This is a genomic window from Micromonospora auratinigra, from assembly GCF_900089595.1.
Taxonomy (GTDB): Bacteria; Actinomycetota; Actinomycetes; order Mycobacteriales; family Micromonosporaceae; genus Micromonospora; species Micromonospora auratinigra.
In genome coordinates this window covers 3,972,191-3,991,525 of the sequence record NZ_LT594323.1, presented here as the reverse complement: position 1 = coordinate 3,991,525, position 19,335 = coordinate 3,972,191, and the positions used below count along the sequence as shown (strand labels likewise).

Annotated in this window: 20 protein-coding genes; 10 read left to right on the top strand and 10 right to left on the bottom strand. The window is 74.8% G+C overall.

What is annotated here, in order from left to right; genetic code table 11:
- Positions 1-55 precede the first annotated feature (55 nt).
- On the bottom strand, positions 56-1,888 hold the full coding sequence (locus GA0070611_RS17720) for a tetratricopeptide repeat protein (RefSeq protein ID WP_091665639.1): 1,833 nt from the start codon (positions 1,886-1,888) through the stop codon (positions 56-58).
- A 202-nt stretch (positions 1,889-2,090) separates the two neighbouring features.
- Here GA0070611_RS17720 and GA0070611_RS17715 point away from each other — a divergent pair, with 202 nt between their 5' ends.
- Positions 2,091-3,122, top strand: a complete 1,032-nt coding sequence (locus GA0070611_RS17715; RefSeq protein ID WP_091665637.1) for an SIS domain-containing protein — start codon at positions 2,091-2,093, stop codon at positions 3,120-3,122.
- Positions 3,123-3,147: 25 nt separating this feature from the next.
- Positions 3,148-4,680 (top strand): sensor histidine kinase, encoded by a 1,533-nt coding sequence (locus GA0070611_RS17710; RefSeq protein WP_091665634.1) that lies wholly within the window; start codon positions 3,148-3,150, stop codon positions 4,678-4,680.
- A 122-nt stretch (positions 4,681-4,802) separates the two neighbouring features.
- Here GA0070611_RS17710 and GA0070611_RS17705 read toward each other — a convergent pair whose 3' ends face one another.
- Positions 4,803-6,455: a glycosyltransferase family 39 protein gene (locus GA0070611_RS17705; protein ID WP_231921156.1), complete on the bottom strand. Its 1,653-nt coding sequence runs from the start codon at positions 6,453-6,455 to the stop codon at positions 4,803-4,805.
- A gap of 452 nt (positions 6,456-6,907) precedes the next feature.
- Here GA0070611_RS17705 and GA0070611_RS17700 point away from each other — a divergent pair, with 452 nt between their 5' ends.
- Genes GA0070611_RS17700 through GA0070611_RS17690 form a run of 4 tightly spaced genes read left to right on the top strand, consistent with a single transcriptional unit; the run spans position 6,908 to position 10,258 of the window.
- On the top strand, positions 6,908-8,611 hold the full coding sequence (locus tag GA0070611_RS17700) for a nitrite/sulfite reductase (protein ID WP_091665633.1): 1,704 nt from the start codon (positions 6,908-6,910) through the stop codon (positions 8,609-8,611).
- Complete coding sequence (locus GA0070611_RS31340) at positions 8,608-8,766, top strand: hypothetical protein (RefSeq protein ID WP_167604441.1); 159 nt, start codon at positions 8,608-8,610, stop codon at positions 8,764-8,766. The genes GA0070611_RS17700 and GA0070611_RS31340 overlap by 4 nt, the downstream gene beginning before the upstream one ends.
- Positions 8,763-9,524: a phosphoadenylyl-sulfate reductase gene (locus GA0070611_RS17695; RefSeq protein WP_091665631.1), complete on the top strand. Its 762-nt coding sequence runs from the start codon at positions 8,763-8,765 to the stop codon at positions 9,522-9,524. Before GA0070611_RS31340 ends, GA0070611_RS17695 begins: the two co-directional genes overlap by 4 nt.
- A complete protein-coding gene (locus GA0070611_RS17690; RefSeq protein WP_091665628.1) occupies positions 9,506-10,258 on the top strand; it encodes a sirohydrochlorin chelatase in 753 nt (250 codons plus the stop codon). The genes GA0070611_RS17695 and GA0070611_RS17690 overlap by 19 nt, the downstream gene beginning before the upstream one ends.
- Before the next feature lie 156 nt (positions 10,259-10,414).
- Here the strand turns inward: GA0070611_RS17690 and GA0070611_RS17685 are convergent, their stop codons facing one another.
- Both GA0070611_RS17685 and GA0070611_RS17680 read right to left on the bottom strand, forming a co-directional pair.
- Positions 10,415-10,672: a WhiB family transcriptional regulator gene (locus tag GA0070611_RS17685; protein ID WP_088975879.1), complete on the bottom strand. Its 258-nt coding sequence runs from the start codon at positions 10,670-10,672 to the stop codon at positions 10,415-10,417.
- Positions 10,673-11,120: 448 nt separating this feature from the next.
- On the bottom strand, positions 11,121-12,071 hold the full coding sequence (locus GA0070611_RS17680; RefSeq protein WP_091665626.1) for a diacylglycerol/lipid kinase family protein: 951 nt from the start codon (positions 12,069-12,071) through the stop codon (positions 11,121-11,123).
- 43 nt (positions 12,072-12,114) lie between these two features.
- On the opposite strand from GA0070611_RS17680, the gene GA0070611_RS17675 reads away from it, so the two are divergent.
- Complete coding sequence (locus tag GA0070611_RS17675) at positions 12,115-12,522, top strand: hypothetical protein (protein ID WP_091665624.1); 408 nt, start codon at positions 12,115-12,117, stop codon at positions 12,520-12,522.
- Here the strand turns inward: GA0070611_RS17675 and GA0070611_RS17670 are convergent.
- From GA0070611_RS17670 to sodN, 3 genes are all read right to left on the bottom strand, one after another.
- Positions 12,516-12,923: an ATP-binding protein gene (locus tag GA0070611_RS17670; protein ID WP_091665621.1), complete on the bottom strand. Its 408-nt coding sequence runs from the start codon at positions 12,921-12,923 to the stop codon at positions 12,516-12,518. The two genes, GA0070611_RS17675 and GA0070611_RS17670, sit on opposite strands and share 7 nt — an antisense overlap.
- Before the next feature lie 32 nt (positions 12,924-12,955).
- Positions 12,956-13,411, bottom strand: coding sequence for a GNAT family N-acetyltransferase (locus GA0070611_RS17665; RefSeq protein WP_091673086.1), 456 nt, complete (start codon positions 13,409-13,411; stop codon positions 12,956-12,958).
- Positions 13,412-13,476: 65 nt separating this feature from the next.
- The gene (gene sodN, locus GA0070611_RS17660) at positions 13,477-13,881 is read right to left on the bottom strand and encodes a superoxide dismutase, Ni (protein ID WP_091665619.1); all 405 of its coding nucleotides are present in this window, start codon (positions 13,879-13,881) and stop codon (positions 13,477-13,479) included.
- An 85-nt stretch (positions 13,882-13,966) separates the two neighbouring features.
- Here sodN and GA0070611_RS17655 point away from each other — a divergent pair, with 85 nt between their 5' ends.
- The 3 genes from GA0070611_RS17655 to GA0070611_RS17645 all read left to right on the top strand — a co-directional run bounded on the left by GA0070611_RS17655 (position 13,967) and on the right by GA0070611_RS17645 (position 16,686).
- A complete protein-coding gene (locus tag GA0070611_RS17655; protein WP_269456314.1) occupies positions 13,967-14,317 on the top strand; it encodes a S26 family signal peptidase in 351 nt (116 codons plus the stop codon).
- A 153-nt stretch (positions 14,318-14,470) separates the two neighbouring features.
- Positions 14,471-15,649: an NAD(P)-dependent malic enzyme gene (locus GA0070611_RS17650; protein WP_091665614.1), complete on the top strand. Its 1,179-nt coding sequence runs from the start codon at positions 14,471-14,473 to the stop codon at positions 15,647-15,649.
- A gap of 74 nt (positions 15,650-15,723) precedes the next feature.
- The gene (locus tag GA0070611_RS17645) at positions 15,724-16,686 is read left to right on the top strand and encodes a zinc-binding dehydrogenase (protein WP_167604440.1); all 963 of its coding nucleotides are present in this window, start codon (positions 15,724-15,726) and stop codon (positions 16,684-16,686) included.
- A 29-nt stretch (positions 16,687-16,715) separates the two neighbouring features.
- Here the strand turns inward: GA0070611_RS17645 and GA0070611_RS17640 are convergent, their stop codons facing one another.
- The 3 genes from GA0070611_RS17640 to GA0070611_RS17630 form a co-directional block, all read right to left on the bottom strand.
- The gene (locus GA0070611_RS17640; protein WP_091665611.1) at positions 16,716-17,678 is read right to left on the bottom strand and encodes an alpha/beta hydrolase family protein; all 963 of its coding nucleotides are present in this window, start codon (positions 17,676-17,678) and stop codon (positions 16,716-16,718) included.
- 77 nt (positions 17,679-17,755) lie between these two features.
- Positions 17,756-18,289 (bottom strand): nucleotidyltransferase domain-containing protein, encoded by a 534-nt coding sequence (locus GA0070611_RS17635; protein ID WP_091665609.1) that lies wholly within the window; start codon positions 18,287-18,289, stop codon positions 17,756-17,758.
- A gap of 50 nt (positions 18,290-18,339) precedes the next feature.
- Positions 18,340-19,284, bottom strand: coding sequence for an alpha/beta hydrolase family protein (locus tag GA0070611_RS17630; RefSeq protein ID WP_091665607.1), 945 nt, complete (start codon positions 19,282-19,284; stop codon positions 18,340-18,342).
- Positions 19,285-19,335: the final 51 nt, after the last annotated feature.

Below are 19,335 nucleotides of genomic sequence, written 5' to 3'. Positions count from 1 at the left end.
GCTGATTCACGGAAAGAGTGGCTGTGGCGGCCCGCAGAACGCCTCTTTCCGTGAATCAGCGCGCACGTAGGGGGGTGGGGAGGAGGGTGCGGAGGCGGTGCCAGAGGCGGCGGAGGGGGCCCGGGGGGCGAGTGGTCGTGGGGGTGGCGATCAGGGTGTCGGCGAGGGCTCGGGTCTGCGGGTCGAGGTCGGGGGTGGCCAGCGCCAGGTGGGCCAGGGAGACCGCGATCGGCACCCGGCGCTCGCGGGCCACGGCCGCCACGTCGGCCAGCCGCTCGGCCACCACCCGGGCCACGTCGGGGCGTACGGAGGGGTCGACCCAGGCGGCGGTGACCAGGGCGAACAGGGCTGCCTCGGTGGTCCAGTCCTCCACCCCCCAGACGAGTTCCAGCAGCACCCGGCGGCGGGTGGAGCCGTCCCACGGCTCGTCGGTGCGGTGGTGCAGCAGGCCGAGGCAGGCCCAGACCTGCACGCAGCGGACCCAGAGCGACGGGTCCTGGCCGCCGAGCACCCGCCCCAGCGCGGTGGGCGGGGCCTCGGGCGGGTGCACCAGCAGGCCGAGCAGGTCGGGCAGCTCCAGGGTGGCCAGTCCCACCGCGGCGTCGTACGCGGCCGGCGGGTGGGGCCAGGCCGGGTGGGCGAGCTGCCGGATCCGCTGCGCCGCCTCGGCCGAGGGGGTGGGCAGGGTGGGCGCGGCGGTGGTGCCGTCGTAGCGCCAGAGCTGGCAGGTGGTGGCCCGCCGGGGTTCGCGCGGGTCGGGGTCGGCCACCTCGGCCACCTCGACGGCCAGCCCCGGCACGGCCGCCGCGGCGGTGCGCATGGCGCTGGGCGGTTCGAGCGCCTCCAGGCGTACGGCGACCGGCGTGGCCGCGCCGCCGAGGGCCTCGCGCAGCGCGTCCAGCACCGGGCCACCGGCCGGGGTCACCTGACCCAGCCAGGGCCGGCTGCGGCAGCACTCGGCGAGGTCGTGGTGCTCATGGCTGTCGTCGGGGTGGTCCCGGACGAAGTCGGCCAGCGCCACCAGGTGGGCGACGTCCCCGTCGCGCTGGAAGCGCAGCCGGTGCGCGGTGTGCACCGCGCAGTCGAAGGTGGGGTCCCGGGCGAGCGCCCGGTCGATCCAGTCGAGGGCCTCGTCGAGCCGGCCGTTGTCGGCCAGCGTGCCGGCGATGTCGGCGTAGACGGCCAGGTCGTCGGGGTCCAGCGCGACGGCCCGACCGAGCGCGGCGAGCGCGTCGCGGGTCCGGCCGGCGCTGCGGTACGCGTACCCGAGCCACACCTCACCGAGCTTGGTGGGCTGTGCGCGTACCCCCCGGGACGCCCAGGTGACGGCGAGGGTGACCTCGCCGAGGCGCCGGGCCAGCGCGGACGCCGCGCCGAGCAGCAGCGGGTGGCCGGGGTGCACGGTGACCGCGTTGCGGGCCAGCGTGAGGTAGGGCCGCAGCGGCTCGCGCAGCCGGCGGGGGACCGGGTCGGGGACGGCCGCGCAGATCTGCATCAGGATCCGGGCGGTGCGCTCGGGGTCGAGCCGTTCGGGCAGCTCGGGGGCGGTCACCCAGGGCACGCCGGCCCAGTCGGTGCCGGGTGCGTAGCCGCTGGCGGCGGCGAGCAGGTCGAGCCCTTCGGCGGGGCGGCCGGCGGCGGCGAGCAGGTGGGCCCGGGCCACCACCGCGCCCACGTACGCGTGGTGGCCGAGCGGGAAGAGTTCGAGGTCGCCGCCGCTGGCGGCGTGCACGCGGGCGAGCGTCTCGTGCACCTCGGGCAGCGTCGGTTCCTGGACCAGCGCGGCGGCGACGTGGCCGGCGGCGTGCGCCAGGTCCCCCTCCTCCAGCGCGAGCCGTGCCAGCGCCAGCTCCTCGGTCGCGGAGAGGGTGGGGTCGTCCTCGGGCACGTCGTCCTCTCTCCGGTGATCGTCGGTCGGCCGGGGCAAGCGGTCGGCCGGGCAAGCCTAGGGGATCACGGATCCGGATGGTGATCAACTGCGCACTACTGCTCGTTCGATTGCTCATCACGGCCGAATGATGCAAGACTGAGCACCGAACGCGCGGGAACCGCGCAGAAGGGGGTACGCAGTGACGCGTCCAGGGGCCGGCATGGCCGCCGACATCGACGAGCAGCCGGCCGGTTACGAGCGGCTGCTCTCCGCCGAGCACGCCGGGGCGATCGCCCGGGTGGCGGCGGTGATCGCCGAGCGTCGCCCCCGACACGTGGTGTTCACCGCCCGGGGCACCTCCGACCACGCGGCCCTCTACGCGGCGTACCTGACCGAGATCCGGCTCGGCCTGCCCGCCGGCCTCGCCTCGCCCAGCGCGGTCACCGTCTACGGCGCCCGCCCCGACCTCTCCGACGCGCTCGTCGTCGGGGTCAGCCAGAGCGGCGGCTCACCCGACCTGACCGAGGTGCTGCGGGTCGCCCGGGAATCCGGCGCGCTCACCCTCGCGGTCACCAACAACCCCGACTCGTCGCTGGTCGCCACCGCCGAGCTGAGCGTCGACATCGCCGCCGGGCACGAGCGGGCCGTAGCCGCCACCAAGACGTACACCGCCGAGCTGCTCGCGCTGCTCATGCTCGTCGAGGGGGTACGCGCCGGCGACGGAGTGCTCCCCGCCGAGGAGCGCGACGCCCTCGCCCGGCTGCCCGAGCTGGCCGCCCGCACCCTCGCCGACGACACTCCGGCCCGGCTCGCCCCGCGCTACCGCTTCGCCGCCCAGCTCGTCACCACCGGCCGCGGGTACGCGTACCCGACCGCCCGGGAGGCGGCGCTGAAGCTGATGGAGACCTCGTACCTGCCGGCGCTCGCCTTCTCCGGCGCCGACCTGCTGCACGGCCCGCTCGCGATGACCGACCCGGACGTGCCGGTGCTGGCCGTGGTCGGCGACGGCCCCGGCGGCCGGTCCATGCGTGAGGTGCTGCCCCGGCTCGGCGAGCGCCGTGCCGACGTGGTGGTGGTCGGCTCCGCCGAGGTCGAGGCGAGCGCCCGGATGGCCGTCCCCGAGGTCGACGAGCGGTACGCCCCGCTGCTCGACATCCTGCCGTTGCAGCGGCTCGCCCTGGCGCTGGCCCTGGCCCGCGGCGAGGACCCGGACGCCCCGCGCGGGTTGAAGAAGGTCACGGCGACGATGTGAGGTCCGGCGTGGCACGCTGTGGGGCGTGTCCACGCTCCGTGACCTCGCCGAGGAGCACACCCAGCTCCGCCCGGCCGACATCGACCACCTGCACCGGATCGCCGGCGACTGGCAGCTCCTGTCCGACCTGTCCTTCGCCGACCTGCTGCTCTGGGTGCCGGTGGACGGCGAAGGCACCTTCCTCTGTGTGGCCCAGGTCCGCCCGACGACCGCGCCGACCGCGTACCTGGACGACCAGGTCGGCCGGATCGTCGGCGGGCCCGAGGTGGCGCACCTGGAGGTCGCCCACCGGCAGGGCCGGATCTGGCGGGAGGGCGACCCGGTCTGGTACGGCGACGTGCCGGCCCGGCACGAGGCGATCCCGGTCCGGCTGCGCACCGCCGACGGGGAGGCCGGCGAGGTGATCGCCGTGGTCGGCCGGGACACCAACCTCTCCACCGCCCGGACGCCCAGCCAGCTCGAACTGAACTACCTGACCACCGCCGACGACCTGGCCCAGATGATCGCCGACGGCACCTTCCCGCCGCCCCGGCACCCGGGCGAGACCACCTCCGCGCCCCGGGTCGGCGACGGCCTGGTCCGGCTCGACGCCAACGGCAAGGTCACCTACGCCAGCCCGAACGCGCAGTCCGCGTACCGCCGGTTGGGCTACGCCTCCCACCTGGTGGGCGAGGACCTGGCGAAGCTGCACCGCCGGCTGGCGACCGATCCGCTGGAGGGCACCGACGCGGCGAACGCGGTGCTGGCCGCGCTGCGCGGCGACGCCCCGCCCCGGCGGGAGATCGACGCCCGGGGCGCCACCATGCTGACCCGGGCGCTGCCGCTGATGCCGGCCGGCGTGCCGATCGGCGCGCTGGTGCTGGTCCGCGACATCACCGAGGTACGCCGCCGGGACCGCGCCCTGATCACCAAGGACGCCACGATCCGGGAGATCCACCACCGGGTGAAGAACAACCTGCAGACCGTCGCCGCGCTGCTGCGCCTCCAGGCCCGCCGGGTGTCCATGCCCGAGGCCCGGGTCGCCCTGGAGGAGTCGGTACGCCGGGTCGCCTCCATCGCCCTGGTCCACGAGACCCTCTCGATGTCCAGCGACGAGGCGGTCGAGTTCGACGGCATCGTGGACCGGGTGGCCAGCGCGGCCACCGAGGTCGCGGCCACCGAGGTGAGCGTCGGCATGCGCCGGCGGGGCAGCTTCGGCGTACTGCCCGCCGAGATCGCCACCTCGCTGGTGATGGTCCTCAACGAGCTGCTGCTCAACGCCGTCGAGCACGGCTTCCCGGCCGCCGGGGACGAGGGCGCCGGGCCGGTCGGCGACGGCCAGCGCCCCGAGGTGGTGGTCTCCGCGCAGCGGCACCGCAAGCAGCTCCAGGTCTCCGTCGCCGACAACGGGCGCGGCCTGCCCGAACAGTTCGACGCCGAGCGGGGCGGCAACCTCGGCCTGCAGATCGTCCGGGCCCTGGTCACCGGCGAGCTGCGCGGCACCATCGAACTCCGCAACGCCCCCACCGGCGGCACCGAGGCCCTCCTCACCGTCCCCCTCGCCCGCACCCCCACCTGACCCCCGCCACCCCTCCCTCCACCCCTCCCTCCGCGCTAATTCACGGAAAGAGTGGCTTTCCGGCTCGTCATGAGCCCTCTTTCCGTGAATTAGCGCGGCGGTGCGAGGGCGACGCGGGTGGGTCAGCGGGGGGTGAGGAGGGCGAGGGTGAGGCCGGGGCGGGGCCAGGTCTCGTCGACGGTGTAGGTGGCGCGGAGGGCGGTGCCCTTGGCGCCGGGCACGGCCGTCAGGGGGTCGGCGTGCCGGCCGGCCACGACCAGCCACACCCGTCGCGCGCCGGCCAGGCACTGCGCCGGCCGGTCGCACTCGCTCGCCCAGAGGTCCGCGCGCTGCCGCTGGTCGCGGGCCAGCAGCACGTCGCGCGGCCGGTCCGACCCCAGGTGGTACGCCATGCCGAGGTCGAGGAAGAGCCAACTGTCCCGGGGTGAGTAGACGATCGCGTCGCCCGGTTGCCGGTGGGCGGCGATGATCCGGGCCACGCCCGCGTAGTCGACCGGGGCGCTGCGGGGCCACTCGTGGGTGCGGCGCAGCGCGGTCTGGTCGGGCAGGCCGAGCAGGCCGGCGAGGGTCAGCACGGCGAGCGCCGGCACGAGGCGTACCGCCGCGAGGGCGGCACCGGCCAGCAGGCAGGCGAACGGGACGGTGAAGACCAGGTAGCGGTTCACCCAGAGCGGCACCCGGGTGGCGGTGACGAAGAGCAGCAGCACCGGGAGCAGCACGCAGGCGCCCGGCAGCAGCGCGCGACGGCCGAGCCGGGCCGCCCCCAGCGCGGCGAGTCCGACCAGGAACCCGCCGACCACCCCGCTCTGCGCCGCCCCGCCGGGCAGCGCGGCCAGGTCGGGCAGCCGGGCCGGGTCCACCCAGTCGAGTTGCCGGGAGCGCTGTCCCCGGGCGACCAGCACCAGCGGGGTGACCAGCAGCACGGCCGGCAGCAACGCGACCAGCCACCGCCCCGGCAACCGTCCGGCCCGCCCGGCTGGCGGGCCGGGCGGTGCGGAATCGTGAGGTGCCGCGTGCAGCCCCGTCGCGTCGGGCGGCACCGGTCCGGGCGGTGCCGGGTCGGGCGGTGTCGGGTCGGGCTCCGCCGGGTCGGGCAGAGCCCGGCGGCTCGGGGCCGGGCCGCTGCCCGTCGCGGCAGAGGGTGGCGGGTCGTCGAGACCGACCGGGATCGGGCCGCGTCGGGTGGTGAGCAGCACCACCAGCCCGTGGGCGGCGAGCAGGGTCAGGGCGATCAGGTGGGTCAGCCCGAGCGCGGCTACGGTCAGGGCGTACCCGGTCCAGCGCGGCCACGACGGCCGGCGCAGCGCCTCGACCAGCAGCAGCGTGGCGAGCACCGCGAGGAGGGTGGCGAGGGCGTACGGCCGGGCCTCCTGGCCGTACCGGGAGGTGCTGGGAACCACGGCGAGCAGCAGGCCGGCGAGCAGCCCGGCGCGCGGGCCGGCCAGCCGCTCGCCGAGCCGGGCGGTCAGCGCGGCCGCTGCGGTCACGGCCAGCGCGGAGGGCAGCCGCAGCGCGGTCGGGGAGGTGCCGAAGACGGCCGTCCACCCGTGCACGAACAGGTAGTAGGGGCCGGTGGCGGCGTCGATGGTGCCGGCGAGGCGGACCAGGTCACCCACCGGACGGGTGGCGGCGCTCCAGGTCGCCAGCTCGTCCCGCCAGAGCTGGGCGTGCCCGATCCCGGCCAGGGTGGCCACCAGCGTGAGCAGGGCCGGCGGCAGCCACACGGGCCAGTCCCGGCCGCCGGCCCGCAGCCCGGAATGCGACGGTTCGCTCACCTTTCGCAGCGTCACACACCGACCTCGCCCGCCGGGCCGGTCCGCCGATACCCGCCGCTCCGGTGCGGAGGGCGCACGGCAGGCGCCGGCTCGTGGAGGAGGTCCATCCCCGCCGCTTCGCCCACCGTCCCGGAGGGTGGCGGCCGACCCCGCCGCTCCGGTCCCGCCCGTGATGTGGGATCACACTTCGCGCACGTTGGTCGGCACCTGCGCGATGTGGGAGCATGGCAACCATGACCGCCGCTGTCGTCCGACTCTTCGTGGCCCGCCGCCACGTCGACTACGGCCGCGTGCGCAGCGCGATCTGTCCGGCCCACTGACGACGCCCGACCCATCCGTCTCGGGCGCGCTCTCGCGCCGGCCGTCTCCGACACTGCCGTCCACGGCCCTCCACCAGGGGCCCGCCGCCGCGTCCGCGCTCCCAGGCACAGCAGACAACGGAGGACGCCGCGATGGCGGTCAGCAGCACCACCACCCGCTCCGACACGCCGCCCGCCCGAGCCCCCCGCCGGCCCCGCGGTGAGGGGCAGTGGGCCCTCGGGCACCGCGAGCCGCTCAACCCGAACGAGCGGATCAAGAAGGACGACGACCCGCTGAACGTGCGGGCCCGGATCGAGAACATCTACGCCCGGCAGGGCTTCGCCTCCATCGACCCGCAGGACCTGCGCGGCCGGTTCCGCTGGTGGGGTCTCTACACCCAGCGCAAGGCGGGCATCGACGGCGGCCGGACCGCCGTGCTGGAGCCGCACGAGCTGGAGGACGAGTTCTTCATGCTGCGGGTCCGGGTGGACGGCGGTGAGCTCACCCTCGCCCAGCTCCGGGTGATCGCGGACATCTCCCGGGAGTTCGCCCGGGACACCGCCGACATCACCGACCGGCAGAACATCCAGTTCCACTGGATCCGGGTCGAGGACATGCCGGAGATCTGGCGCCGGCTGGAGGAGGTCGGCCTGCAGACCACCGAGGCGTGCGGTGACTGCCCCCGGGTGGTGCTGGGCAGCCCGGTCGCCGGGGTGGCCCGCGACGAGCTGGTCGACCCGACCCCGGCCGTCGACGAGATCGTCCGTCGGTACGTCGGCGACAAGGCGTACTCCAACCTGCCGCGCAAGTTCAAGACCTCGATCTCCTGGCTGGTCGACACCCCGTACGAGGCGAACGACATCGCCTTCCTCGGCGTCGAGCACCCCGAGCACGGGCCCGGCTTCGACGTCTGGGTGGGCGGCGGCCTCTCCACCAACCCGATGCTGGCCAAGCGGCTCGGCGTCTGGGTGCCGCTGGCCGAGGTGCCGGACGTCTGGGCGGGGGTGGTCGGCATCTTCCGCGACTACGGCTACCGCCGGCTGCGCAACCGGGCCCGGCTGAAGTTCCTGGTCGCCGACTGGGGCGTGGCGAAGTTCCGCGAGGTGCTGGAGAAGGAGTACCTGGGCCGGACGCTGCTGGACGGGCCGGCCCCGCAGCTGCCGGAGCGGCCGGTGGACCACATCGGCGTGCACCAGCAGCGGGACGGCCGGCACTACGTCGGGGCCGCTCCGGTGGTGGGGCGGGTCTCCGGCCCGCAGCTCACCCGGCTGGCCGACGTGGTGGAGGCGCACGGCAGCGGCCGGGTGCGGCTCACCCCGTACCAGAAGCTGCTCGTGCTGGACGTGGCGCCGGAGCGGACCGACTCGCTGGTGGCGGAGCTGCGGGGGATCGGTCTGGAGGCCCGGCCGTCGGCCTGGCGGCGCGGCACCATGGCCTGCACCGGCATCGAGTTCTGCAAGCTCGCCATCGTGGAGACCAAGCGGCGCGGCGAGGAACTGGTGGCCCGGTTGGAGGAGCGGCTGCGTGACTTCGACGCGGACATCTCCATCCACCTGAACGGCTGCCCGAACGCCTGCGCCCGGACCCAGGTGGCCGACATCGGCCTGAAGGGCCAGCTGGTGGTGGGGCCGGACGGCAACCAGGTGGAGGGCTTCCAGGTGCACCTCGGCGGCGGCCTCGGCATGGCCCAGGGGCAGACCGCCGGGTTCGGCCGCAAGCTGCGCGGCCTGAAGACGACCGCCGACGAGCTGCCGGCGTACGTGGAACGACTGGCCCGCCGCTACCTGGCCGGCCGGAGCGAGGGCGAGACGTTCGCCAACTGGGTTGTCCGGGTCGACGAGGAGGAACTCCGATGAGTGAAACCCGTTCCGTGCCGCTGTACTGCCCGTACTGCGGCGAGGAGGACCTGCGGCCGAGCGAGGCCGGGCACGGCGCCTGGGAGTGCCACGCCTGCGCGCGGGTCTTCAGCGTGAAGTTCACCGGCCTGCTGAGCCGGGGGGTGGCCCGGTGAACCTGGTCTCCGCCGCGAACCTGAACCTGGTCGGGCCGGCCGCCCCGACCGCCACCGATCCGGCCCGCCGGGATCCCGAGGAGCTGCGCGCGCTGGCCGAGCGGGCCGGCCGGGAGCTGGAGGGCGCGCCGGCGCTGGAGATCGCCCGCTGGGCCGCCGAGACCTTCGGCGACCGGTTCTGCGTGACCAGCTCGATGGCCGACGGCGTGCTGGCACACCTGGTCTCCCGGGTCGCGCCCGGCGTCGACGTGGTGTTCCTGGACACCGGGCTGCACTTCCCGGAGACGCTGCGGGTACGCGACGAGGTGGCCCGGCGGCTGCCGGTCACCGTGCGCTCGATCCGGCCCCGGATGACCGTCGGCCAGCAGGACGGCCAGTACGGTCCCCGGCTGTTCAACCGCGCCCCGGACGACTGCTGCCAGCTGCGCAAGGTGGAACCGCTGGAGCGGGCGCTGACCGGGTACGACGCCTGGGCCGCCGGGCTGCGCCGGGACGAGTCGCCGACCCGGGCCAACACGCCGGTGGTGGCCTTCGACGCCCGCCGTGGCCGGGTCAAGGTGAACCCGATCGCCGCCTGGACGCAGCGGGACGTGGACGCCTACGTGGCCCGGTACGACATCCCGGTCAACGAGCTGTTCGCCCGCGGGTACGGCTCGATCGGCTGCTGGCCCTGCACCCGCCGGACGAAGGCGGGGGAGGACCCACGGGCCGGCCGGTGGGCCATGTTCGAGAAGACCGAGTGCGGCCTGCACACCTGAGCGCCGCCCCGCCGGTGGTGCTGGTGGCGCACGGCAGCCGGGACGTGCGGGCGGCCGAGGCGACCCGGGCGCTGGCCCGTGCCGTGGCGGCCGCCCGGCCCGGTACGACGGTGCTGCCGAGCTGGCTGGACCACACCGAGCCGGGGCCGGCTGCCGTGCTGGGGCAGCTGGTCGACGCCGGGCACGACCGGGCGGTGGTGGTGCCGTTGCTGCTGACCGCCGCGTACCACCGGAAGGTGGACATCCCGGCGGCGGTGGCGGCGGCACCGATCGAGGTGCGGGTCACCGACGTGCTGGGGCCGGCCGACGGGGTGGTGGACGCGGCACTGCTGGCCGCGCTGCGCCGGCGGCTGGCCGAGGCGGAACCGGGCGGGTACGACGCCCTGGTGCTGGCGGCGGCGGGCACCCGGGACGCCCGGGCGCGCGGCTCGGTGGGTCGGGTGGCCGCGGCGCTCGCCGCCGAGCTGGGGATCCGCTGCCGGGTGTCGTACGCCTCGGCGGCGCCCCCGGCGGCCGGGGTGGCGGTGGCGAAGCTGCGGGCGGGCGGGGCCCGGCGGGTCGCCGTGTCGGCCTACTTCCTGGCGCCCGGCCTGTTCCACGACGGCGTGGTGGCGGCGGCCGGCGGGGCCGGCGCGGTGGCGGTCACCGCCCCGCTGACCGACCTGCCGGAGCTGGTCGACCTGGTGCTGCGGCGGGTCGACGCGGTGACGGCCGGGTGGTCCGGCGCGGTGTGACGCGGGTCGCGGGCCCGGTGGTCCGGCGCGGTGTGACGCGGGTCGCGGGCCCGAAGATGATCAAGATGCGGGCCGGGCGGGTACGACGGGGGGATGGGTCGCGGACAGCAGAACGCCCCGACCGGTGACCCGGCCGGGGCGGACAGCTGTGTGCGATCAGGCGGAGTGAGCGCGCAGCACCCGGAGCCCGCCGCGGCGCTTGACCGCGCGGCGCTCCTCCTCGCTCATCCCACCCCAGACGCCGGCGTCCTGACCGGACTCCAGCGCCCACTGCAGGCAGTGGTCGGTCACCGGGCAACGCCGGCAGACGGCCTTGGCCTGCTCCACCTGCAAGAGGGCCGGACCGGACGTCCCGATCGGGAAGAACAGCTCCGGGTCCTCGTCGCGGCAGACGGCATCGTGGCGCCAGTCCATGGCGGCAACACTCCTCATTCTGGATGGGTGGCAGATAACGCTTCGTTGCTATTCCTATATGCATCCGCATTGCCGATCAGTGACGGTCAGCATCCGTCAATTCGGCGCTGCGTGAGCAGGCTGCGGGGCTCCGGGACCTGCCGGAACAGCTCAACCTGACGAGCATATCCAGGCAATGTCCCGGTAACACAAGTTCGCTTGTGAATACTTTCACGAACTGTCGCGATGTCAAGGGTGACGCTCGGAAAAACTCCGAACAGTGAGCGGGCTCACCACCCTTTTGTCCGGGTTTCAGAGCGCTCTGGTTACCCGGCGTACCACAGTCGAGGATCAATATAGTAGAGTCTGCGTGACATTGCTGACATTTCCGGCACCTGCCCTTCGGTGTGGCGCGCCACCGCATGGCGTGCGGTGGGTCACCGCGTCAACCGACGGCAGTACCCGAGACCTAGCAGATTACTCTCAGTGCGGCCGGAACGGATGTGAATCTGACTTTCTCCCGCTCGCCGAGATAGTCGCCGTCCAGCTGGAACGCCTGCGGACGGGCCGAGAGCAGCGTGAACTCCGCCAGATCGTGCAGCCGGAGCACCTGCTTGCCGTGCGGATCCGGCTCCCGGGAGAAGAACTGGGTCACCGTACGTGTCGTGCTCGCCACCTTGAGCTGACGCATCGCGAGGACGTCCAGCCCGAGGTCGAAGGAGGCCTCCGGGTTCGGGTTGATCTCCCGGTCGCCCAGGTACGTCCACGGTGCCGTGTTCTGGATGATCACCGTGGCCAGTTCGGCCTCCGCGGTCTCGCCCGGCTGTTCCAGCGTGATGGTGGGGTGCCGCCGGCCGCCGCCCAGGAAGTACTGCGCCGCGGTGGACCGGAAGTAGAGCGCGGGGGTGGAGACCCGGCCACGCTTGCGGGCCTGCTCCACCCGGCGGATCACCGCCGCGTCCAGACCGAACCCGGCGCAGAAGGTGAAGTAGCGGTCGTCCGCCCGGCCCAGCCCGATGGTCCGCGACCGACCCAGCCGCAGCCCCTCCAGGATCATGCTGGTCCCGTCCGGCCACTCCCGGGGCAGGCCGAGCGCCCGGGCGAAGACGTTCGTCGAGCCGCCCGGCACGGTGGCCAGCGCCGGCAGTCGCTCCGCCGGGGTCGGCCCGGTGCGGAAGGTCGGCGGCTCGGCCGTCATCAGGCCGTTCACCACCTCGTTGACGGTGCCGTCGCCGCCCAGCGACACCACCAGGTCGACGCCCTCCTCCGCGGCCTCCCGCGCGAGGTCCGTGGCATGGCCCCGCCGGCGGGTGTACCGCACCGACAGGTCGACTTCGCTGCGCAACGCCCGGACCAGGACGTCCCGGCTGCGCTCGCTGGTGGTGGTGGCCTTCGGATTGACCACCAGGACGGCCCGCATGGGCGGCACTGTACCGCGACTACCCACGGGTATCGTGGCGCCCGTGACGATCGACTCCGACCCGCTGCCGGGCACGCTCCGCGCGGCCGTGGGTCTGCTGCGCGCCGAGGCGGTGGCGGTCGGCCTGGTCGCGGCCTGGCTGGTCTGGTCCGACCTGACCGCGCCCCGGGTGGACCTGGCCACGGCGGTGCTGCTGACCGCGTTCGCGATCGGCGGCGCGGCGGCGCTCTGGGCGCTCGGTGGTGGGCTGGCCCGCCGCCGGGCGGGTGCCCGCGCGCCGGCCATCGTGCTCCAGCTCATGCTGCTGCCGATCGGCTGGTACATGCTCCAGGGCGGCCTGAAGGCGATCGGGGTGCTGCTGATGCTGCTCGGCGTGGGCGTGATCGCCCTGCTGGTCAGCCCGCCGACCAACCGCGCCCTCGGCTTCGGCGCGCCGGAGGCGGGTCAGTAGCCGGAGGCGCGGCGGGTGAGCAGCGAGATGGTGGCCCGGCCGTCGGTGGCCCGGGCGGCCGCCGAGGTGGTCAACGCGGTCAGCACCTTCCAGGCGAAGGACGACTCGGAGGGCAACGAAGCGCCCCGGACCGTCGGCACCGTCACCTCGACGGTGAGCGCGTCCTCGGTGACCGCGAACCGGCACTCCAGCTCGGCGTTGCGGGTGGCGATGGCGAGCAGCATCGCGCAGGCCTCGTCGACCGCGATGCGCAGGTCCTCGATCTCGTCGAGGGCGAACTGGAGCCGGGCCGCGAGCCCGGCCGTGGCGGTGCGCAGCACGCCGAGGTAACCGCCGTCGGCGGGCACGGTGAGGTGCACCACGTCGTCGTCGGTGGTCGGCTGGCCGGTCAGTTGAGTCACGCCTCATCCCCCCGGTGCGGGACTCTACCCGCTCAGGCGGACGGGTGCGCGGGCGCGGCCGTCGCCTGCGCCGCGAGGTCGTGCAGCGCCGGCCCGGTCAGCCGGTACGACACCCACTCCTCCAGCTGGCCCGCCCCGATGGCGGCGTAGAACCGGGCGGCCGGGTTCCAGGCGAGCATCGACCAGTCCAGCCGCCGGTAGCCGCGCTCGACGCAGATCGCGGCGAGGGTGGCGAGCAGCGCCCGGCCCGCGCCGGTGCCCCGGGCCGCCGGCCGGACGTACAGGTCCTCCAGGTAGATGCCGTGCACGCCGGCCCAGGTGGAGAAGTTGAGGAACCAGAGGGCGAACCCGACCGGGGTGCCGGCCGGGTCCACGGCGACGTGCCCGTACAGCGCGGGGGAGGGGCCGAAGAGGGCGGCGTCGAGCTGCTCCTCGGTGAGGTGGCACTGCTCGGGGGCGCGTTCGTAGGCGGCCAGCTCGTGCACCATCGCGACGACGGCCGGCACGTCCTCGGGACGTGCCGGCCGGATCGTCGGTGCCGGGGAGGGCAGGCTCACGCCTGCTTGGTCTCCCAGAAGATCTTCGAGATCTCGTCGATCTTGGAGAGCAGCTCGTCGGCCTTGGACGGGTCGGTCCCGCCCTTGGCGCCGGCCGCGCCGGCCAGCTTGGTGGCCTCGTTGAAGAGCTGGTGCAGGTGCGGGTACTTCTCGAAGTGCGCCGGCTTGAAGTAGTCGGTCCAGAGCACCCAGAGGTGGTGCTTGACCAGCTCGGCCCGCTGCTCCTTGATCAGGATCGCCCGGGTGCGGAACTCCGGGTCGGTGTTGGACTGGTACTTCTCGCAGATCGCCTTGACCGACTCGGCCTCGATCCGGGCCTGCGCCGGGTCGTACACGCCGCACGGAAGGTCGCAGTGGGCGCTGGCGGTCACACGGGGCGTGAGGATGCGGGGAAGGCGCATCAGGGTCCTCCATGGGATGTTTGCGATGATCAGAGACGACATTACTCCTGGACATGCTCCCCGGCGGGCGAGAGGTGAAACACCGGTGCGTGCCGCGAACGAGCCCACCGCGCCCGTCCTGCGCGGACCACTGGCGGCCGTCCTGGTCAACGGCCCGTCGATGGCGCCGACGCTGCGGCACGGCGACGCGCTGCTGGTCCGCGTCGGTGGCCGGCCGGTCCGCCCGGGGGACGTGGTGCTGGCCGTCTTCCGCAGCCGCCCCGAGCTGCTGGTGGTCAAGCGCGCGGTCCGCGCGCAGGACGGCGGCTGGTGGGTACGCGGCGACAACGACCTGGTCACCGACGACTCCCGGGCGTACGGGGTGGCCGACGTCCGGGGTCGGGTGGTGGCCCGGTACTGGCCCCGTCCAGGGCGGGTCAGGGGTGGACAGGGGTAGCGGTGGATATGACCCCGATCACATCCTGGTCACCGGTGCGTGACTATGCTCGGAAAGTGCCCGGGTGACCCCCCGCACCGCCGCCCCGCTGGTCGCAGACCCATCGCGCGCCGAGCCGGCCGGTCCGTCTGTTCGACAGATCCTGGAGTCACCATGCCTTCGTCCACCCCGGACCCCGCTGATCCCGTCTTCCGACTGCACGTCGGCGGCAAGATGGCGGTCACCTCGACCGTCCCGCTGACCAGCCGGGAGGACCTCTCCCTCGCGTACACCCCCGGGGTCGCCCGGGTCTGCGAGGCCATCGCCGCCGACCCCGCCCTCGCCGACGACTACACCTGGGTGTCGCACACCGTCGCGGTGGTCACCGACGGCTCGGCCGTACTCGGCCTCGGCAACATCGGCCCGCGCGCGGCACTGCCCGTCATGGAGGGCAAGGCGGTGCTGTTCAAGCAGTTCGCCGGAGTGGACGCGGTACCGATCTGCCTGGACACCCAGGACGTGGACGAGATCGTGGCGACGGTGACGGCGCTCGCCCCCTCGTTCGGCGGGATCAACCTGGAGGACATCAGCGCCCCTCGCTGCTTCGAGGTGGAGCGCCGGCTGGACGAGGCGCTGCCCATCCCGGTCTTCCACGACGACCAGCACGGCACCGCGATCGTGGTGCTGGCCGCGCTGCGCAACGCGGCCACCCTGCTCAACCGCAAGCTCGGCGACCTGCGGGTGACGGTGAGCGGGGCCGGCGCGGCCGGCGTCGCGGTCACTCACATGCTCGTCGCCGGTGGAGTCAACCCCGACCAGGTGGTGGTCTGCGACTCCCAGGGCATCATCGGCCGGCACCGGCCCGACCTGACCGAGACCAAGGCGCACCTGGCCGAGACCACCAACGCCGAGGGGCGCGCGGGGGACATCACCGAGGCGCTGCGCGGCGCGGACGTGCTGGTCGGCGTCTCCGGCGGCCAGATCCCCGAGGCGGCGATCGCCGGGATGGCGTCGGGTGGCATCGTCTTCGCCCTGGCCAACCCCAACCCGGAGGTCCACCCCGAGGTGGCCGCCCGGCACGTCGCGGTGGTCGCCACCGGCCGCAGCGACTACCCCAACCAGATCAACAACGTGCTCGCCTTCCCGGGCGTGTTCCGGGGTGCGCTGGACGCCCGCGCCACCCGGATCACCGACGGGATGAAGGTGGCCGCCGCGGACGCCATCGCCAACGTGGTGGCCGAGTCGCTGACCGCCGACGCGATCGTGCCCTCCCCGCTGGACCCGCGGGTCGCCCCCGCGGTGGCCGAGGCCGTCGCCGAGGCCGCCCGTCGGGACGGCGTCGCCCGCCGCTGACCGCGAGGAAGGGCCCTTCTTGTTGCGCTTTGCACTCAGAAGGGCCCTTCTTAACGGGCGCTCAGCTTGTTACCGTGCCGATCATGCGTGCCGCCTACGCCTCGGCCTTCGACGCCGACAACCCGCTCGCCGCGCTCACCGTCGGCGACCGCCCCGAGCCGACCCACCCGCAGGACGACTGGGTCACCGTGCAGGTCCGGGCCAGCTCGCTCAACCACCACGACCTCTGGTCGCTGCGCGGGGTGGGCCTCGCCGCCGACCAGCTCCCGATGATCCTCGGCTGCGACGCGGTCGGCACCGACCCGGACGGCAACCAGGTGGTCATCTACCCGGTGGTGCCCACCCCCGGTGACCCGCGCGGAGTCTCCATCCTCTCCGAGCACTTCCCCGGCACCTTCGCCGAGCGGGTGGCCGTACCCCGGATGAACCTGCTGCCCCTGCCGGACGGCCTCGCCGCCACCGACGCGGCCTGCCTGCCCACGGCCTGGCTCACCGCGTGGCGGATGCTCACCACCAAGGGCCGGGTCGACGAGGGCGAGTCGGTGCTGGTCCAGGGGGCCGGCGGGGGCGTGGCCACCGCCGCCGTGGCGCTCGGCGTCGCGCTCGGCAAGCGGGTGTACGCGACCAGCCGCGACGCCGCCAAGCGGGAGCGGATCACGGCGCTGGGCGCGACCGCGCTGGAGCCCGGCGCCCGGCTGCCCGAGCGGGTGGACGTGGTGATCGAGACGGTCGGCGCGGCCACCTTCGACCACTCGCTGAAGTCCGCCGCGCCGATGGCCCGGATCGTGGTCTCCGGCGCCACCGCCGGGCACGAGCCCAAGGTCAACCTGCGCCGGGTCTTCGCCATGCAGCTGGAGATCCTGGGCACCTCGATGGGCACCCCGCAGGAGCTCGCCGAGCTGCTCGCGTTCTGCGCCGAGCACGAGGTACGCCCGGTGGTCGACCGGGTGGTGCCGTTCAGCCGAATCGAGGAGGCGTTCGCCCGGCTGCACTCCGGCGAGGTCTTCGGCAAGGTGGTCGTCGACCACACCGCCTGAGGTGTGGGATCCGCCCCGGACGGCCGCCGTCAGAGGTGGTCGTCCAGGGTGGCCAGGTTGCCGCGCGCGGCGTCGGTGGGCAGCCGCCGCTTCGCGGCCGCGTCGCCGTAGAGCGTCCAGCGCAGGAACTCGACCGTCGTGTCGGCCACCACCCGCAGCGCCCGCCCGTCGCCGAGCAGCGCCCGACCGTGGTCGCCCTTCGGCAGGCTGAGCATCGCCTTCGGCCAGGGCACCGCGTCGTAGACCGCCCTGCCGGACGCGTAGCTCACCACCTCGTCGGCCTCCCCGTGCACGAAGAGCTGCGGGGCGGCCGCCCCCGCGAACCCGGTGCCGACGCCGAGGGCCGTACCGGCGAAGACGATGCCGGCGTCCAGCCGCTCGTCCCGCCCGGCGGTGAAGAGCCCGATCGTGGTCACCCCGCCGGCGCTGTGCCCGGCCGCCGCCACCCGCTCGGCGTCCAGCCGGCCGCGCAGCGGGTCGCCGGCCTTCGTGTCCAGGGCCAGCACCCGGGTCAGCGCGTACGACACGTCGGCCGGCTGGTTGAGCACGTCGAGCGGGTTGCCGTCGCCGCCCGCGCCGGTGTGCGGGAACCTCGGCGCGGCCACCACGAATCCGGCCGCCGCCCAGCGGCTCAGCAGCAGCTGGTAGTCCTCCGGCCGGCCGCCGAGCCCGTGACTGAACATCACCACCGGGAACCGACCGGTGGCGGCCGGCGCGGACCGCTGCGGCGTCCCACCGGCCGCGCCCCGGGCCGGGTACCAGATCGTCACCGGCAGCGGGCGGTCGCCGTCGCGGTTCAGGTCGAGCCGGCGTACGCCGACCGCGAAGCTCTCCGTGGGCGCGTGTCCGGCGGGCACCCGCGGCGCGGGTGTGCTCGGCTGCGGCGACAGACCCGGCACGGCCCGCCCGGCCGGGGCGGCCCCGCCGGAGCACCCGGCCAGTCCGGCGGTGAGCAGGGCGGCGGTGACCAGAGCGGCGGGGCGACGGCGCATGACGTCAATAGTGCCTCGCGGCGCGGTCCCTGCCGGCCCGGATCGGCGAGGCGGGTGCCGGTCCCGGCCGGCGCCGGTCAGCGCGGCCGGTGGCCGTCCCGGCTGTCCCGGAGTCGGGCCAGGTCACCGGCGTCCTTCGGGCGGCGGGGGCGCTGCGGCATCCAGACCGGGTACATCTCCTTGAACTCGATCTGCGCGGCGACGCTGATCACCGGCGCGGTGAGCGGGCCGATCCGCCCCGGCGGGGCGGCCAGCATCCCGTCCGGCAACGGCGTGCCGGCCCACGGTCCGCCGCCCACCACCAGCCGGCCCCGGTCGTCCCGGTCCAGGTACGCGAAGCTCAGCTCGACGTCGTCGCGGAGCAGGTCGGGCTGCGTGTCGGCCGGCACCCGGGGATCGGGCCGCCAGCCGTGGCCGCCGAGTCGGGCCGCGAGGGTCGTCGCGTCGGGCCGCCAGCAGTACCAGTCGACGTCCACGTGCGGCCGGGTCACCTCGCCGAGGTGGAAGTCCATCGCCCAGCCGCCGCGCAGCCACACCGCGACCCCGGCCGCCCCGGCCACCTCCAGCACCTGCCGGATCGCGTCCAGTTGCCGCCCCGCCAGCCCGTCCACGCCGCGACGCTACCCGCCGACCCCGTCCCGGCGTCGCCCCGCCAGGTCGGTCAGGTGGGGAGCCGACGGGTGGCGAAGGTGGTGACGCCGGGGAGGGTGGCGTCGGTGCGGAGGCGGCGCAGGGCCGCCCGGTCGTCGTAGAGGGTGCCGCGGAGGAAGTCGGTGGTGGTGACGAGGACCTGGGCGAAGCCGGGCCGGCCCGGGGTGAGGTACTCGCCATGACCCTGGCCGGGCAGGCCGAGGAAGGCCGCCGGTCCGAGGGTGCGGGCGTACCCGGCCCGGCCGACGGACTCCGGCACGATCGGGTCGGCGCCGCCGTGCACGAACAGCAGCGGCGCGGCCGGCCCGGCGAAGCTGCCGGCCAGGCCACCGCCGGCGATCACGATGCCGGCCCGCAGCCGCGCCGAGTGCCCCGCGACGAACATGCCGGCCGTGGTGAAGCCTCCGGCCGAGTGACCGGCCGCGGCGAACCGGGCCACGTCCAGGTGCCCGACGAGCGGGTCGCCACGTCCGGCGTCGAGGCGGACCAGGTGGCGGATCAGTCGCCACCCGTCGGCCGGCTGGTGCCGGATGTCTCCCCGGGTGAAGTTCCGCGACCGCAGGTTCGTCCGGGGGAACGTCGGCGCGGCCACCACGAAACCGGCGGCGGCCCAGCGGGTGGTCAGCGGTGCGTGCAGTTCGGGCAGGCTGAGCAGCCCGTGGGCGTAGACCACCACCGGGAACCGGCCGGCGGCCACGGGCGCGTCGGGGCGTACCGGCGGTGCGCCCGACGACCCGGCGGGGTCGTCGGCGGCCCGGCCGGTCGGGTACCAGACGGTGACCGGCAGCGGCCGGGGTCCGCCCGGGTCGACGACGAACTGCCGCACCCCGACCGGGTACGTCCCCGATGGCGCGTGCCGGGCGGCCGGGGCCGGCTCACCGGTCGCGGAGGTGGCCGGACCGCAGCCGGCCAGCAGCGCCGTCACCAGCACGGCGACCAGCCGCTGCGCACCCATGCCCGCACGGTAGGCGGCCGGGTGGGCCGCCGGGCCCGCCGTCCGGACCGC

Coding starts and splice junctions, on each gene's coding strand:
- GA0070611_RS17630 (WP_091665607.1), bottom strand. CDS start 19,284: ATGGGTGCGCAGCGGCTGGTCGCCGTGCTGGTGACGGCGCTGCTGGCC.
- GA0070611_RS17665 (WP_091673086.1), bottom strand. CDS start 13,411: ATGGTGCACGAGCTGGCCGCCTACGAACGCGCCCCCGAGCAGTGCCAC.
- GA0070611_RS17680 (WP_091665626.1), bottom strand. CDS start 12,071: ATGCGGGCCGTCCTGGTGGTCAATCCGAAGGCCACCACCACCAGCGAG.
- GA0070611_RS17640 (WP_091665611.1), bottom strand. CDS start 17,678: ATGCGCCGTCGCCCCGCCGCTCTGGTCACCGCCGCCCTGCTCACCGCC.
- GA0070611_RS17650 (WP_091665614.1), top strand. CDS start 14,471: ATGCCTTCGTCCACCCCGGACCCCGCTGATCCCGTCTTCCGACTGCAC.
- GA0070611_RS17685 (WP_088975879.1), bottom strand. CDS start 10,672: ATGGACTGGCGCCACGATGCCGTCTGCCGCGACGAGGACCCGGAGCTG.
- GA0070611_RS17700 (WP_091665633.1), top strand. CDS start 6,908: ATGGCGGTCAGCAGCACCACCACCCGCTCCGACACGCCGCCCGCCCGA.
- GA0070611_RS31340 (WP_167604441.1), top strand. CDS start 8,608: ATGAGTGAAACCCGTTCCGTGCCGCTGTACTGCCCGTACTGCGGCGAG.
- sodN (WP_091665619.1), bottom strand. CDS start 13,881: ATGCGCCTTCCCCGCATCCTCACGCCCCGTGTGACCGCCAGCGCCCAC.
- GA0070611_RS17715 (WP_091665637.1), top strand. CDS start 2,091: ATGGCCGCCGACATCGACGAGCAGCCGGCCGGTTACGAGCGGCTGCTC.